The following is a 14548-nucleotide window of genomic DNA, read 5'->3' as shown; positions in this document are numbered from 1 at the left end:
TGCAGCGAAAAGAAAAATATGACGTGGAATGTTTTTTTCTTTTGGCTGTACAATGGGACCGGAGTGTTTTACGAAGTTCGGGAAAAGGTTTAGTTTAGTCCATTAGCCTATATATATGCTAAATCAAAGTAAACTATATTTAGGCAGCCAAATTTGCCTGCCTATAAGTTTTTCCTTATCTTTGTATGAACTAAAGAATACTTGCTTTTTTCTTTTGGCTGCAGTGGTTCTTGGAAGCTCACATGCAACCATCGGACGAAAAAAATCTGGTGGGAAGCTGTTCAAGAAGTCCCGATTATAAGCAAGTGCAAAGAAAGAAACAGAGTGAAAACAAAAAATTGGGAAATACCTTTAATTAACGATTTTGTTTCTTGTTTGTTCCTTAATTAAAATCGTGAAATTTTCAACAATCTGATTTTCAAATCATTATATAAACTATTTTTGAGAGATTGAATTTATTGACAATAAATATTCGGAAGCAGCTAGATTACTTCCTGGCGTATGGGATTCAAGTAAGAGAAACAGGGCTACCTCTTCTGCTGCCTTGGCTTTCAAGGCTCGGCTGTTGCTTTATGCCGCCTCGCCGTTAGTCAATGGGAATAGTGAGTTTTATTCCGACTTTAAAAACCCCGACGGCACTTTTCTGATTAACCAGACTTATGACCGGGAAAAGTGGAAGAGAGCGATGGATGCTGCCAAAGAGGCCATAGACCTTTGCGAAGAGAACGGTTACAAACTTTATGGAAATTCGACCAATGACTTGGAGCAAGGGAAGAAAAACTATCATGAAGCCTTTGTCGGTGATGGGATCAGTGGTAGCGGATTTAACTGGAATGAAGTCCTGTTTGGCTTTGCTGAACAGGGAACTATTTCCTACTGTATCAAGAATATGGCTCCTCGTGTTGAATTTACAAGTTATTCGACCAAAGGTTTTAGAGGGTCCTTATTCCCGACGTGGGATTGTGTGAGTAGGTATTATACCAAGAACGGTCTACCTTGGGCAGATGACCCCGAGACTAAGAAGCTTGATCCGTATTCCATTGCACCAGGTGATAGTACGGTACGTTTTCACAGGAATCGTGATCCGCGCTTTTATGCCTCTATTGGCTTTGATCGTGGAAATTATGACGTGCAGGGAAAGACAATAGTGCTCAAATGCAGACGTGGTGAAATGCAGCAGAATAATGGCAATGCCAAGGATGAGTATCAAACGGACAACGGTTATTATTGTCAGAAATGGGTGTCTAAATATGATACCTATAATAGGACTACCGATCAAATAACCTACAACCGTTGGTGCTTTCCTTATATGCGTCTGGCCGAACTCTATCTGAGTTATGCAGAAGCGGATTTCGAATATAGCGGCACACTGAGTACTGCCAGTCTGTCCTATTTGAATAAAGTACGTGAACGTTGCGGATTACCTACCTTTGCAGATTCATGGGCAAAAGCCGGTGGTATTCCTTCAGGAGAGAAGTTGCGCGAAATATTACATGATGAACGCTCCATTGAATTGGCTATGGAAGGCAGACGTTTCCATGATATGCGCCGTTGGAAAATTGCCCATACTGAAATGATGCGTTATCAGAAATCCTGGACATTATCCGGAAAAACCGCTGATAGTTTTTATAAACTTACGGACATGAAAGAAACCGGCGTTCGTAATTTTACCGCTCCCAAGAACTATTGGCTTGCTATTCCACAAGATCAGATAGAAGTAAATCCCAATCTAGTGCAGAATCCGGGATACTAGAGAATCAGCTCTTATATAACTAACAATTAGAGGAAAGGACAAAATGAAAAAGGTAATGTGTTTATTGGCAATTATGTTTATGATTGCCAATACTTCGGCACAAACACGGGTGATTGCCCATCGTGGTTTCTGGAAAACCCAAGGATCAGCACAGAATAGCATTACATCTTTGTTGAAAGCGGATTCTATAGGATGTTATGGTTCGGAGTTTGATGTCTGGCTGACAAAAGATAATGGTTTGGTGGTTAGCCATGATGGGATTATTCAAGGGCATAAGGTTGAAGAGTCCACTCTGAAGGAATTAACCGGGTTATGGTTAGCGAATGGAGAATGCGTACCCTCCTTAAAAGAGCTTCTGGAAACAGCTAAGCGGAAAACATCTTTGAAGCTGGTGCTGGAGTTGAAAGCTCATAGTAAACCCGAACGGGAGATAAAAGCTGTTGAAGAGATCGTTTCGATGATAAAGAAGATGGGACTCGAACCCCGGATGATATATATCACCTTTTCGTCTCACGCATTAAAGGAACTGATCCGTCAGGCTCCCACAAGCACTCCTGTATATTATCTGAAAGGGGACTTATCTCCACAACAACTGAAAGAATTGGGTAGTGCCGGACCGGATTATCACTTCTCTGAATTTTACCGTTATACCGATTGGATTGAAAGTTGCCATGCCTTGGGGCTAAAAGTGAATGTATGGACGGTTAATAAAAAAGAGGACATGCAATACTTTTGGGATAAAGTCGACTTTATCACTACAGATGAGCCGTTGGGACTGTTGAAAGATATAATGAAGGTCAAATAGATATATTTTCTGAGATAATGTATAGTCCAACTGATTACCTTTAATAATCTGTTGATTATTTATGTTTTTGGAAAATGAGTTTCAAGTTTTCAAACGACTGTTCATGTTGATACAGTTGAATGCTGATTGAAAACAAAACAATAGCGGAAACAATGAATGTCAATCTTGTATAAGAAGGCAAACGTCCAAATTTATAGTTCAGCTCCATTAATCGAACTGAATAGGGGTATTTATTAAATAATATAAAATTAGCCAACTAATTCATAGCCAAATTATTGCGAATTAGTTGGCCTTTTTGTATCTTTAGGTATTCCGTGCGACAAGAAGTCGTACAAGTAATTGTTCAGCACTGTGCCTGAACCTATTGTTCTGTCAATAGTAGTCTAAAGAGGCGTGCTTTACCAGTCATGGTTTAGTGCGAAGCCCTCTTGACAATGCAGTCCTTTACAGAAATATCCAATGTATAGGCTGTTAGGCTGACTGATATGAGTAACATATGTGAATCGCTACACCATCGTAATAAAGAAATAGCTTACGGATATTTATAAGCTATAGCCAAAAGGTGGGTAGTCAGGATAGTCTTTTGGGAATGTAAGGCTACACGGACATCATACTGGCGGTGGAGGGGCGGGCTCTAAGTCGGGCGTCAGTTACTTGTACGGAACTTGGTAAACCCGTATTTCTCCTGTCTATGTCAGGCAGGTAAGCCAATTGCAAGAAAAGCCGAATGTGGTGCGGGTAAAGGATTGCGGAGAAAGTGAATGATTCTGTGTAATGCGGAGGATAGAGGTTTAAACATCACCCCATGCGAAATCAGGCAGACTTCCGCAGGGTAATTCTTTGTGAAACGATTGTAGAACTTTAATAAAATGAAGAAACTGCAAATGAGCAAGGCAAAAGCCGAGTGTGCATCTTTAACCGTACGAAACACGACATGAAAAGATATCGATTCTTCCAAATATGAGCGTAAAGTGAGAAAACTGCAGGTCCGAATAGCAAAGGCCCACAAAGAAAAGAGGTACAACAAGGTAAAGGCCTTACGGTACCTACTTGCCACTTCCTACGAAGCCAAGGCATTGGCGATAAGGAAAGTAACTTCCAATAAAGGTAAACGTACGGCAGGGGTTGACCATATGAAGTGGGACACTGATGCCAAGAAAATAGAAGCTATATGTTTATTGAAAAGGAGAGGATATAAGGCCTTCCCGCTGAGGAAGGTCAACATAGCCAAAGCAAATGGCAAGACAAGATCTTTGGGAATACCAACCATGAAGGACAGAGCCGTGCAGGATATATCTTATGGCTTTAGAACTTATAACTGAAAGTGAAGCGGATGCGAACTCATATGGGTTCAGAAAGTTTAGAAGTACTGCGGATGCAATAGACGCACTTCATAGATGGTTGAGTAGAGACTGTTTACCACAATGGATACTGGAAGGTGACATTAAGGGTTGTTTTGATCATATTAATCATGAATGGCTTCTCAACAATGTGTAGATTGACAGGCTGGTATTAAGGAGATGGCTGAAAAGCGGAGTAGTATTTAATTGCAAAGTATCAATAGATACGCTACACTTTTTCTTTTCGTTGGCAAATCTTAATCCGTATCTTCGTTGCATGAAAGAAGATATACGGATGCGCCAAAAATGGCTTGAGCTATACGTCGAAACGGGTTCTGTGACAAAAACTGCCCTTCGGTGCGGGATTACCCGTTCCACGTTATACCGTTGGATAAATTGCGAGAAAGAACAAGGCAAGTCGGAATTGTCCGATAAGTCTAAACGTTCATCAAGACTTGCCAATATGAAGATAACACCTGAAATTGAAACCATTATCCTTAATCTGTGCGTGAGACAAGAAGATGGGGAGCGCAACGGATTGCCAACTATCTGCTTAGGAAGAGAATAAAGCTCTCAGGCATGACGGTGTGGCGTGTGTTGAAAAGCATCAGGTCAAAGCTGTTGTGAAACGTTGCGAGAAATTTATTTCTTCTTCCAGCCGATTTTTTCCATCGGCAACATCCGGATAACCATATACCCCCGCCGTTGTTCATAGCGGCAGGAAAAACATGCCTGACGGCGATACGTGACGCACGGCACTCAAACCCTCTATTCCAACGTGAAACTGACCGCAGAGAGGGATGCCGCCACGGGCGACCTCGTGTGGAAGTCCAAGGACAACACGACACTTGTGGGGGGATTGTCGGATGAGCACTACTACCTCTACTATCCCTACTAAACGGATATGAGCGGAAAGACTGCCACTCCCACAGGCTCAGCCTTGACCGACACGGAATTCTTCGCCCCGTTGGTTTCCGCTTGGCAGCCTCAGGACGACCAAAGTACTCATGCGGCATATACCGCCTCCGACTTGATGACTGCCGAAGGCTCCGCAACGACAGGGGAAGACAACACCCTCCACCTCTCTTTCACCATGAACCATCGTATGGCATTGGCCGTCATCGAGATGCCGAATACCGTTAAATACAAGTTTACCGACGAGAGGATTCCTGATTACGCCGTGTCACCCGCCACTACATTCTCTGGCATTGCCCAGCCGCTGCGCGTGAACGATGGTACATACCGCTACTTGGTGAATCACGCGACTCCCGCACCGACTATCGAAGGACATTATGACGAGGGAAGCAAGGAGTTCACCATAACCCCGTCCGGCCTTTCTACCGGCAGTTACAAGAGATACAAGGTGGACGGCGCGGTGACAACTGTAAAGGACTACACGATGCAACGGGGAGATTACCTGCTCGCCGACGGCAACCTGCTGCCTAAGGGTACTACCCTGACCGAGGAGCAGAAGGCAAGCGTGGCGGCCATCGTCTTCTGGACACCGGCAGAGACCAATCCTGAAGGACGGATCACGCCGGCGTCTCTGGATTTCGACAAGATTATGGTGAAAGAACATCCCAATTGCACCCATGGCCTTGCCGTGTCGATTAAAGATGCTCCGGGCAACGTCTCGTGGCAAAACGTTAACGACTGGGTGGCGGATTTTCAAAGAGGAACAGATTTCAATCCTGTCGATAAGGATGAGTACGTAAACATTGCCACTGGTTTCGATGCGACCGGCAACATAAACAGGATACTCGGTTACCAGAACACGAAAGTGCTGTGGGCGTATAACGGATATTGCAAGACAAACGGCAAAACCGATGCCTTGGTCAATCCTGCTGAGGTCCTGAAAACATTTATCGCAAATAATCCAGCCCCGGCAAACAGCACCGGATGGTTCTTGCCGTCGGTAAAGGAACTGCACATGCTATGTTATAAGGATGTCGATAATATTGCGTACACACGGGACAACACAGAGACGAGGGATATAGTCGAAGTCTCCATCTCCGCCGTTGGCGGTGACGCATTGTCACCGCGCAATAACCATAAACGTTTCTGGTCTTCTTCGGAGAGCCCCAGTAATAAGAATGGCGCTTTTAGCGTGTATTTCTACAATGCCTTCGCACAGCTCAGCGAAAAGGACGGCGCACTCAATGTGCGTGCCGTGTGCGCTTTCTAACCACATAAAACAAAGAAAAATAACGATGTGAAAGGAACAGGATATTCCGGACGATGGATGCGCATCAGCGGCTGGTAGCCGATGTTGATGCTCGCGGGCGGGCTACTCGTCTCTTGCGGCAAGATGGAAACGGGAGAATCTACTACACGTTTACCCGATGGCAAGTACCCATTGCGACTGACAGCGGAGGTGGCGCAACCGCACCCCCGTGCCGGCGGCAAGGAGATAGGAGTGATGCTGGATGGCATGCTCAGCCTCCAAAGGTACGTAATGGACGCCTCGGGCAATACTGTCCCAAAGGATGCTGAAAACACCATTTACCGGAAGAGCACTACCGAGACATGTGTCACGGCACGGACTCCGAATGCCGATATCGACCAAAGTGGCGGGTATGCCGGCTTCGGCCTTCTATACGTCACCGTAGTGGGAGGTTATGACCAAGCCGTCAGCCTCCGTTTCAACCACCGCATGGCAAAAGTAGAGTTCACGCTCATGGCGGGCGAAGGTGTCACGGAGGAAAAACGAATGAAATAGACGTGGTGCAGACGGTGCCGGGCAACACCTGGATTGATGGCGGCGAGGAGAATGTGGCGGTAGCCAAAACAATACACTACACTGCCGATGAAGTGAAGGCTGGGGACTACATCTATTCGGGCAGGAGCACTTCGGACGGCGGACTGCGCAAACGCTATCCCAATGGGAAAGCTCAGGTCATCGCAGACCCGAAGCCGCAATCCGTAGCGGGCAAGACGGTCGCCGGTGTCGTCTTCTGTATACCGAAAGACACTGACCCCACAGGCAGACTAACCCCAGCCCGACTTACTGATGATAAGATTATGATGAAAGATTTTCCGAATGCCGAAATTTGGAATTATATAGTCAACCCATCCCTCGTCGCTGCCGGCGGTCCGACGCCAATTTATACCACCTCTTACTGGTCGTCTACGGAGGCATATTATAGCCCTAACAATGCATATGCCATACACTTTCCAGATGCCACTCTGGAAAGTAATGATAAGTACTTATAAAGTTAGGTTTCTGGCCGTGTGCGCTTTTTAATCACATTAAAGAAAGAAACTGTAGCAAAGCATTCTACATTCGATTCCGGCGGCGGTGCTCCTATCGCTTGCCGCCTGTACGCAAGAAGAGCTCCCGGGCAACCAAGACAAGGCGCAGCAACTTACTTTCTCCGTTACCGATGGTGGATATACGTCGGCTGTTCGCAAAACCACCCGTACTGTGGAGAATGGCTGCCAAACCAAGTTTTCCGAAGGCGGGGCCTGCGGCCTATACGTGGTGCGGGGCACTCAAACAGTCTATTCCAACGTGAAACTGACAGCCGAGAGGGATGCCGACACGGGCGGTCTCGTATGGAAAACTGAAAGTCCGACACCGCTCACAGGCGGGCTGTTGGACGAACACTATTATTTCTACTATCCCTATCAGGCACGAGCCTCAATACTGGGGCAGGGCGGCTGTTCGCCTTCATCATTACGGTGAACGAGTTAACCGTGCCCGGCTTGTCGGTGCGGAGCGAAACATACACCATCTCCGACAATAAGACCTGCCATATCCTGGAGTCTGTCTGCCCGTGATGTTATCCTCTCATCGAATTCCTGTACTCACTCGGGCTCATTCCATAGTACTTCCTGAACACCTCCCTGAAATATCTGACATCGGAGAACCCCGAGTCATCCGAGATTTCCGTTATCGAACAGTCTTTTTCCCTGAGCAGTTGTGCCGCATATTGCAGCCGCATGGAGCGGATATAGTCAGCCGGGGCATGGCCGGTGAGCGCCTTCAACTTGTTGAAAAATCCGGTGCGGCTCATGTTCTGCATGCCACAGAGCATGTCCACACAGAAACCGGGGTTGTCGATATTCTTCATGACGCATTCCCTTACGGAGGCCATGAATTTCCAGTCCCGGGTATTGTGGCAGTCCGGCGGAACCTGTCCGACTCCGTCCTCAAGACCGGCGTATGCCCGTTTGAGCAGTGCCCGGTTTGCCAGTATGTTCCTGATATTCGCCCTGAGCACGTTTATGCTAAACGGTTTGGTGATATAGGCGTCAGCTCCGTTTTCCAGCCCCTCCAGCATGTCCTTCTCATCTCCCAAGGCGGTCAGCAGCATGACCGGGATATGGGATGTCTCAATATCGGATTTGACGGACGCGCAAAGTTCGTCCCCTCCCATTTCAGGCATCATAACGTCCGAAAGTATCAGGTCCGGATTGTATTCTCTCGCCACAAGCAGCGCGTCCCGTCCGTTGGAACAGGTTTGGACCAGGTATTCCTCTTTCAGCAGCCCCTCAAGGTAGGTCCGCAAATCGTCATTGTCCTCCACAATAAGAATACGCTGCCGGTCCCCGCCGGTCATTGTTGGAAGGATCTCACGCATGGGGCCGCAATCCGGTCCCATGCGGGTTTCCCCGGTATCCTGTTTCCTGGGCGAAGCAACGGGGCATGCCTTGTCAAGGCGTCTGCTCCTCAGGGGAAAAATAACACATACCATGGTCCCCTTCCCCTCGGTACTGGTAACGCGGACCCTGCCTCCGTGCAGCCTTACCAGCCTATGTACCATCATCAGTCCGACACCGTTTCCCGCCACTTGCAGATTGACGGCATTACTGCCCCTGAAATGGTTCCTGAACAGTTTCTTCCGTTCCTCAGGTGGAATGCCAATCCCCGTGTCTTCCACTTCCACACCCCATACATGCCGGTCCGCGAAGGCACGGACCTGGATACTCCCGCCCCGTGGAGTGTACTTCAGTGCGTTGGACAGTATATTCTTCAATATAGAGTCCATTTTGTCCTTGTCAAACCGGACATTCAGGTAAGGGAAGCCGCTCTCACGGGTGATATCGATGTCCCTGATGGAGGCATATGTGCGGAATGCCTCACAGGTCGTCTCCAGATAACTGTTGAGCTCATATTCCGAGACATGAAGTCTCAAGGTGTAGTTGTCCGTACTCTCGAAATCTATCAGGCTGGTGACCAATCCCAGAAGTCCGTCCACGCTTTTCAGGGCCATCCGTACATTGTCCATCCCCTCCGCCTTCACCATGTCTTTCTCCACCACCTCTTCCAGCGGAGCCTTGATCAGCGTAAGCGGAGTACGGACATCATGGGCAGTATGTATGAAGAAGCACGTCTTTTCGTCTGATATCCTTTTCTGCCTGCGCAACATGGCAACGCGAAAAGACACCACCCCAGCCAACACACACAATGACGCATATCCGGCAATGGCCCATGTACCCGCCCACAGCGGCCGGGCGACACTCAGACCGAGGCTTCTTTCCTCATACACCTTGTATTTCTCCTCATTGGAGACGGCACGGATACGCAGGGTGTAGTTGCCTGGGGGCAGGCTCGTGAACTGTATCCGCCCGCTCTGGACCGGATGGCTCCAGCCCTCGTAGAGCCCCTCCAATTTCCATGAATATAGGATGTTCGAGGGATAGTCGTAGTTGATGGAGACAGCTTCCAGGGAGAAGGTATTCTGGTCATATGCAAGTTCCAGCCTGACGGTATTGTCAATATCCTCCCTCAAGGGGGATCCCTTGTCCCCGGGATAGACGGGGCGGTAGGAGATCATGAAATCCCGCAGGAGCATCCGAGAAAAATGCGGGGCGGGTATCCTCATGTCGGAGGGGAACATGACGGCTCCGGTGTTACTCCCGAACACGAAGCTTTCCCCGTGCCGGAAAGTGGATACCCCGGCATTGAGGCATACGCTTGCCAGCCCTTGTTCTGCCGTCCAGTTTCTGAAAGTGCCGCTCTCACGCCGGAACAGGGCCACGCTGTTTTCGGTCCCCAGTAGCAGGGTGCCGTCCGCACGGGGGACAATGGTATGGATGTTATTGGATATCAGGGCGCAGTTCTCGGTCTGGTATTGGCGGACGAACCTGTCCTCCACGCTGTCATAGACGAGAAGTCCCGCCCCGCCGGTGCCGATATACAGGAGCCCGTCCGGTGCCTGGTACAGTGCATAGACATGAACCGCCTCGACTGGAAAGGCGATATGTCTGCAGGTCCCCCCGTGCCCGTCAAGCAGGTACAACCCCATGCCGGTACCGATCCACATCCATTCCGGAGCCTTCTCCAGTATGGCGGTGATGGGGCCCGGGACCGGGTACAGGCGTACTGTGCCGTCATGGGGATCGAAACGTTTGAGATTGTGGCAGCCCCCTGTCCATATACATCCTCCGGAATCTTTTCCGATGTCATTGATATACTGGTCTGGACGCCCCTCTGCTGCAAAGGAGGGGGGAAAGTATTCCACCCTCCCGGTTTTCTTTTCGATCCTGTACAGGCCCGAAGCGTACCCGCCGGCGCAGATGACACCCGGCGAGACCTCGCAGAGCGTCAGGAAGATATGGTTCCCGCCATCCTGTATCCCATCGGACCGGCTGAGAAAGGAGCGCCACCGTCCTACCGCAGGCTGCAGCAGGCTGATCCCGTTGCTGGTGGCGAACCACAAGTCGCCTTCGCTGTCTTCGATGACATCATGCACCTGATCGTTAACCAGCGACCGGCTGTTGCCCGGTGAGTGCCGGAACCATTCATAGCTCTGGTAGCGGTTATTCCGGATTGTGACTCCGGCGGGGTAGTTGGCAAGCCAGATACGGTCCCCGCCATCCACATAAATGTCATTGATATTGTCTCCGTTCATGCCGTTGTGGCTGGCGTAGTCGGCGGTTATATAGGGTTTGGGCACTAGCGAGTCCATATCCATCCTGTATACCCCCCTTCCGCCCGTGGCTATCAGCAGCTCCCGGTCATTGAGAGGGGTGATCCGGTTGACGGCCACATTCCGCAGCGTACTGCCTGCGGACACTCCGTATACAAGTATGCCCTTCCTGAAGGTTCCCACGAACAGTTTCTTCGAACCGGGGTGGTAGTAGAGTTCGCTGACCGGCGTCCGGATGCTGTCCGTGTCCGCAAGCGCCTCAAGGACACCGTCCCTTTCCCGTACCGGAAAAAGTCCGTTCACGGTACCGATGAAAAGGTTTGTACCGTCCGTCTCGCTGATAGCGGTTATATCACCTCTTAAACGGGAGACCAGCCGCTGCGCAATGCCTGTGCGGGTGTCATAGCGGATGATATGGTCACCCTGACAGAGCCATATGCGGTCCCCACGGTCCATATAGGCGTAACAGAGCATGCCCGTGGCGAAGTCATCCTGAAGACCGGGTATCCTGTATACCATCCGGAAACGGTCATGGAGGGTGTCGTAATGGAAAATACGGCCTTTCCTTCCCACAACCCACAGCGTGTTCTCCGTGTCGGTGTAGAGCCAGTTCAGATTGACTTGCGGGGCCACCTTCAGATTGCCGTCAAGAACAGTGTAATGCCTGATCCGCTTGCCGTCATAACGGTCCATCCCCTCCTGGGTGAGGAACCACATGTATCCCCTCCCGTCTTTTTGGATACGGTAAATCCTCCGGTTACTCAATCCGTCCTCTATTCCCAAGTATTTATATATCTGGGCTCCGCACATGGAGGAAATTCCCAGCATGAGGAATGCGGACAGTATTCTTCCCATATTCCGAACACGTGTCATTCTGATGTAAATTAGACAACAACTGTTGCAAATATATAAAAATATAAATTAATATACAAATTTAAACATAACCTCGGATGTCGGCATCAGGCGGTATGTCCTCAATGTCATGTACCCCGGAAAATAGCTGCATACGGGACCGGCCCATGATATGAACATATTCCGAGAGGCGGTTGTTCAATTGACCCGACGGAATTATGGCTTGCCGGGCTCGGGACTGTCCGCAAGGGTACGTTGGTCCGGTGTGCGGAATACCATCCATACCTCCGGTCCGAATTTATATCCGCGGGTGGTACAGGTGCCGGTCGAGGTTTGGCAGCCCCCAATAAAGCGGGCCGAATTGTTTGTAAGCACTCTTACCCTCATGCCCGATTTATAGATAATCTTCCAACAGTAAGAAGTTATAATTCGCATTTAAGAACAATGGCGGGCATTTCTTGTTAATATTATAATCATATAAAAGAGGCGCATCCGTTAGTGCCAGATTTGTTCACCACTTTCATCGTTGCGTATCGTATTGCGAGTTGTCCGTATCAGATGTTTATCCCCTCTTTCTTAAGACTTCCTGAGAACTGCCTGGGAAAGGACGGCTTTCCGCATTGCGACTTCATCCACAGCCCTTGGCGGTATAGCCATGCCTTTCACGGGGACTACGGTTGATTCATGCGACACAGCAGATTCCGGTGCTATAACAGGGTTGCCTACATACTTGTGCCTCTTTTCAGCTTGCTGTCCAGATCCGAGTTGCGCACTTTACCCGCAGGTTGGACGGTTGTACATAACAATATTGATCTTTTTGGGGGCTAAAAGTCGAATATCCCCTTAAAGTAAGCGCCTGAGTAAGTACATCTTCTACAGTTCATTTTCCCTCCTTACTTTTGCTGCAAAAAAAATAATATCCTATGATGCAGCGACGTAAACACATGATGAGCAGAGAAAAATTTATCTCCGTTCTTTTCCGTCAGCAGCAGAGTGGTTTGTCCATTGCTGATTTTTGTGAGAATGAAGGTTATAGCCGTAGTAGATTCTATCTTTGGAAACAAAAATACGGTATAACGGAGCGGGAGTTATTGGCAGAAGCCTCCCGCTTAGGGGTTAAAGACAGCTTTGTCCCCATAGTAATCAATGGCGACACGCCATCCCCCGGTATATCTCACGAGGCTCCCCTGCCATCTCCCCAGCCTAGCGTCCCCTTTCCCTTGAAAGGAAAGGACAGCTCTGAAATATCCTTGGAATTACCCAACGGATTGAAGTTGAAGTTTAAAGGGTCTTCCGGCTGTGAAGCTGCCCTGAATCTGATCTCTAAAATATATAATGCCAATGTTCTGCCTAAATGACAGCATGAGATATTTCCTGTGCCCCGGTTATACGGACATGAGGAAAGGTATGTTCACTCTTTGCGGCCTTGTGCATGAGAGGATGGGAGGCGACATCAGAAGTGGGGAGGTATTCATTTTCTACAACCGTTTCCGGACCAAGATAAAATTGCTCCATGCCGAACCGGGCGGTCTGGTCCTTTATGAGAAACTGCTTGAAGAAGGCACCTTCAAGATACCCGCCTATAATCCTGCCACCCGTTCTTACCCCATGACCTGGAGTGACCTGGTCGTTATGGTGGAAGGCATCAATGAAGATGTCAGCAAAGGCAGGCAAAGACGGCTTTCCAATTTGAAAAAGCATTGGTAAAACAGTTGTAAACAAACAGCTTGAAGGCTTGTTTTTCTTGTTGTTTTTGACTATCTTTATATCATCAAAAAAAAGATATTGAATGGCAAAAGAAGATGCAACCGGACAAGCTGTGGAACCCTCAATGGAGCAGCTGCTGGATATCAACCGTAAACAGAGTGAGATCATCTCAGCCCAGGCAAGGACCATAGAAGAACTCCGGGGTACGATAGTTGAGTTGAACGCCTCCCTGGCATGGCTGAAGAGGAAGGTGTTCGGAAAGATGAGTGAGAAATGCAAGCCTGTCGATAACGGAGACCCGAAGCTCCCTTTTGACTATGGCGACCTGGAACAGATAGAGGCGGAAATCGAAGATGCCCGGAGCAGGGCGGCTGAACAGATTACCGTCCCCAAGTCCCGGGCCGCCAATAAAACGCCGCGCCGTAACCGGGTCGTCATGGATAACCTTCCGGTTGTAACAGTCGTCATCGAACCGGAGAATGTCGATTTAAGCAGATACGTCAAGATAGGCGAGGAACATACCAGGACCCTTGAGATGAAACCCGGCTACCTCTATGTGAAAGACACGGTACGTCCCACATACGCCCTGAAAAATGAAATGGAGGCCGTTGATAACGGAGAAAAGGCTGTAATAACCGCTCCCATGCCACTGATGCCCATATATAAAGGTATGCCAGGGGCTTCCATGCTCGCTGAGGTCCTTTTACAGAAATACGAATATCATGTCCCGTTCTACCGACAAGTGAAACAGCTGGAACATCTGGGTGTGAAACTGTCCAAAAACACATTGGACGGCTGGTTCAGACCGGTCTGCGAGCTTCTCAGGCCACTTTATCTGGAACTCAGGAAGAAAGTACTGGCCGCAGATTACTTCCAGGTTGACGAGACCACGCTTCCGGTTATAAACCACGACAGGCATAAAGCCGTAAAAGAATACATCTGGATAGTCCGAGCGGCTGTGCCGCGTCTGCCTTCTTCCATTACGACAACGGATCGCGTTCACAAAAAGTTGCGGTCAGGCTTTTGAAAAACTTCAAAGGATATCTCCAAAGTGACGGCCATCCCATTTATGACGCCTTTGAGGATGGGGAGGACGTATGTCTGTGTGGGTGTCTCGCGCATATCCGCAGACATATAGAGCTGTGCAAGGAAGAAAATCTGGAATATGCCATGCAGGGACTCAAATTTATCCAGGATATGTATAATGTGGAATAAC

The 14548-nt window shown here is 48.8% G+C and carries 14 protein-coding genes and 1 pseudogene; 14 read left to right on the top strand and 1 reads right to left on the bottom strand.

The window, feature by feature from the left end:
* Positions 1-448: 448 nt before the first annotated feature.
* From AB5062_RS06495 to AB5062_RS06455, 9 genes and pseudogenes are all read left to right on the top strand, one after another.
* Positions 449-1753, top strand: a pseudogene (locus tag AB5062_RS06495) (RagB/SusD family nutrient uptake outer membrane protein); the annotation flags it as partial.
* A 43-nt stretch (positions 1754-1796) separates the two neighbouring features.
* Positions 1797-2558, top strand: coding sequence for a glycerophosphodiester phosphodiesterase family protein (locus AB5062_RS06490; RefSeq protein WP_004308129.1), 762 nt, complete (start codon positions 1797-1799; stop codon positions 2556-2558).
* Positions 2559-3529: 971 nt separating this feature from the next.
* Positions 3530-3880 carry a reverse transcriptase N-terminal domain-containing protein gene (locus AB5062_RS06485; RefSeq protein WP_004308130.1) on the top strand — a complete coding sequence of 117 codons (351 nt, stop codon included), beginning with the start codon at positions 3530-3532 and terminating at the stop codon, positions 3878-3880.
* Positions 3858-4055 (top strand): reverse transcriptase domain-containing protein, encoded by a 198-nt coding sequence (locus AB5062_RS06480; RefSeq protein WP_008775183.1) that lies wholly within the window; start codon positions 3858-3860, stop codon positions 4053-4055. The genes AB5062_RS06485 and AB5062_RS06480 overlap by 23 nt, the downstream gene beginning before the upstream one ends.
* Before the next feature lie 120 nt (positions 4056-4175).
* Positions 4176-4466, top strand: coding sequence for a helix-turn-helix domain-containing protein (locus AB5062_RS06475; RefSeq protein WP_008771115.1), 291 nt, complete (start codon positions 4176-4178; stop codon positions 4464-4466).
* A 336-nt stretch (positions 4467-4802) separates the two neighbouring features.
* Complete coding sequence (locus tag AB5062_RS06470) at positions 4803-6083, top strand: fimbrillin family protein (RefSeq protein ID WP_004308132.1); 1281 nt, start codon at positions 4803-4805, stop codon at positions 6081-6083.
* Positions 6084-6164: 81 nt separating this feature from the next.
* Positions 6165-6617: a hypothetical protein gene (locus tag AB5062_RS06465; protein WP_004312652.1), complete on the top strand. Its 453-nt coding sequence runs from the start codon at positions 6165-6167 to the stop codon at positions 6615-6617.
* 2 nt (positions 6618-6619) lie between these two features.
* Positions 6620-7111 carry a hypothetical protein gene (locus AB5062_RS06460; protein WP_004318655.1) on the top strand — a complete coding sequence of 164 codons (492 nt, stop codon included), beginning with the start codon at positions 6620-6622 and terminating at the stop codon, positions 7109-7111.
* A 320-nt stretch (positions 7112-7431) separates the two neighbouring features.
* Positions 7432-7644 carry a hypothetical protein gene (locus AB5062_RS06455; protein ID WP_129585771.1) on the top strand — a complete coding sequence of 71 codons (213 nt, stop codon included), beginning with the start codon at positions 7432-7434 and terminating at the stop codon, positions 7642-7644.
* Positions 7645-7680: 36 nt separating this feature from the next.
* On the opposite strand, the gene AB5062_RS06450 is transcribed toward AB5062_RS06455, so the two are convergent.
* Entirely contained in the window at positions 7681-11646 is a 3966-nt protein-coding gene (locus AB5062_RS06450) for an ATP-binding protein (RefSeq protein WP_004308134.1), read from the bottom strand.
* A gap of 151 nt (positions 11647-11797) precedes the next feature.
* Between AB5062_RS06450 and AB5062_RS06445 the strand changes: the two genes are divergently transcribed.
* The 5 genes from AB5062_RS06445 (at position 11798) to AB5062_RS06425 (ending at position 14547) form a co-directional block, all read left to right on the top strand.
* Positions 11798-12025 carry a hypothetical protein gene (locus AB5062_RS06445; protein ID WP_039849173.1) on the top strand — a complete coding sequence of 76 codons (228 nt, stop codon included), beginning with the start codon at positions 11798-11800 and terminating at the stop codon, positions 12023-12025.
* A gap of 523 nt (positions 12026-12548) precedes the next feature.
* Positions 12549-12983: a hypothetical protein gene (locus AB5062_RS06440; RefSeq protein ID WP_004308135.1), complete on the top strand. Its 435-nt coding sequence runs from the start codon at positions 12549-12551 to the stop codon at positions 12981-12983.
* 4 nt (positions 12984-12987) lie between these two features.
* The gene (gene tnpB / locus AB5062_RS06435) at positions 12988-13332 is read left to right on the top strand and encodes an IS66 family insertion sequence element accessory protein TnpB (RefSeq protein ID WP_074759520.1); all 345 of its coding nucleotides are present in this window, start codon (positions 12988-12990) and stop codon (positions 13330-13332) included.
* 82 nt (positions 13333-13414) lie between these two features.
* Positions 13415-14359: a transposase gene (locus AB5062_RS06430; RefSeq protein WP_004308137.1), complete on the top strand. Its 945-nt coding sequence runs from the start codon at positions 13415-13417 to the stop codon at positions 14357-14359.
* Positions 14356-14547, top strand: a complete 192-nt coding sequence (locus tag AB5062_RS06425) for an IS66 family transposase (protein WP_252199512.1) — start codon at positions 14356-14358, stop codon at positions 14545-14547. Before AB5062_RS06430 ends, AB5062_RS06425 begins: the two co-directional genes overlap by 4 nt.
* Position 14548 lies beyond the last annotated feature (1 nt).

The sequence above is a fragment of the Phocaeicola sp. RTP21359st1_B8_RTP21360_211022 genome, from assembly GCF_040911965.1.
GTDB classification, from domain to species: domain Bacteria; phylum Bacteroidota; class Bacteroidia; order Bacteroidales; family Bacteroidaceae; genus Phocaeicola; species Phocaeicola vulgatus.
Note: the sequence above shows the minus strand (reverse complement) of the source record. Positions and strands in the feature narration are given on the sequence as shown.

What these genes read in the sequence shown, in the direction of transcription:
- AB5062_RS06480 (WP_008775183.1), top strand. Translation starts at nt 3,858, where the DNA reads ATGGCTTTAGAACTTATAACTGAAAGTGAAGCGGATGCGAACTCATAT.
- AB5062_RS06470 (WP_004308132.1), top strand. Translation starts at nt 4,803, where the DNA reads ATGAGCGGAAAGACTGCCACTCCCACAGGCTCAGCCTTGACCGACACG.
- AB5062_RS06490 (WP_004308129.1), top strand. Translation starts at nt 1,797, where the DNA reads ATGAAAAAGGTAATGTGTTTATTGGCAATTATGTTTATGATTGCCAAT.
- tnpB (WP_074759520.1), top strand. Translation starts at nt 12,988, where the DNA reads ATGAGATATTTCCTGTGCCCCGGTTATACGGACATGAGGAAAGGTATG.
- AB5062_RS06445 (WP_039849173.1), top strand. Translation starts at nt 11,798, where the DNA reads ATGAACATATTCCGAGAGGCGGTTGTTCAATTGACCCGACGGAATTAT.
- AB5062_RS06450 (WP_004308134.1), bottom strand. Translation starts at nt 11,646, where the DNA reads ATGACACGTGTTCGGAATATGGGAAGAATACTGTCCGCATTCCTCATG.
- AB5062_RS06455 (WP_129585771.1), top strand. Translation starts at nt 7,432, where the DNA reads ATGCCGACACGGGCGGTCTCGTATGGAAAACTGAAAGTCCGACACCGC.
- AB5062_RS06430 (WP_004308137.1), top strand. Translation starts at nt 13,415, where the DNA reads ATGGCAAAAGAAGATGCAACCGGACAAGCTGTGGAACCCTCAATGGAG.
- AB5062_RS06465 (WP_004312652.1), top strand. Translation starts at nt 6,165, where the DNA reads ATGTTGATGCTCGCGGGCGGGCTACTCGTCTCTTGCGGCAAGATGGAA.
- AB5062_RS06440 (WP_004308135.1), top strand. Translation starts at nt 12,549, where the DNA reads ATGATGCAGCGACGTAAACACATGATGAGCAGAGAAAAATTTATCTCC.
- AB5062_RS06475 (WP_008771115.1), top strand. Translation starts at nt 4,176, where the DNA reads ATGAAAGAAGATATACGGATGCGCCAAAAATGGCTTGAGCTATACGTC.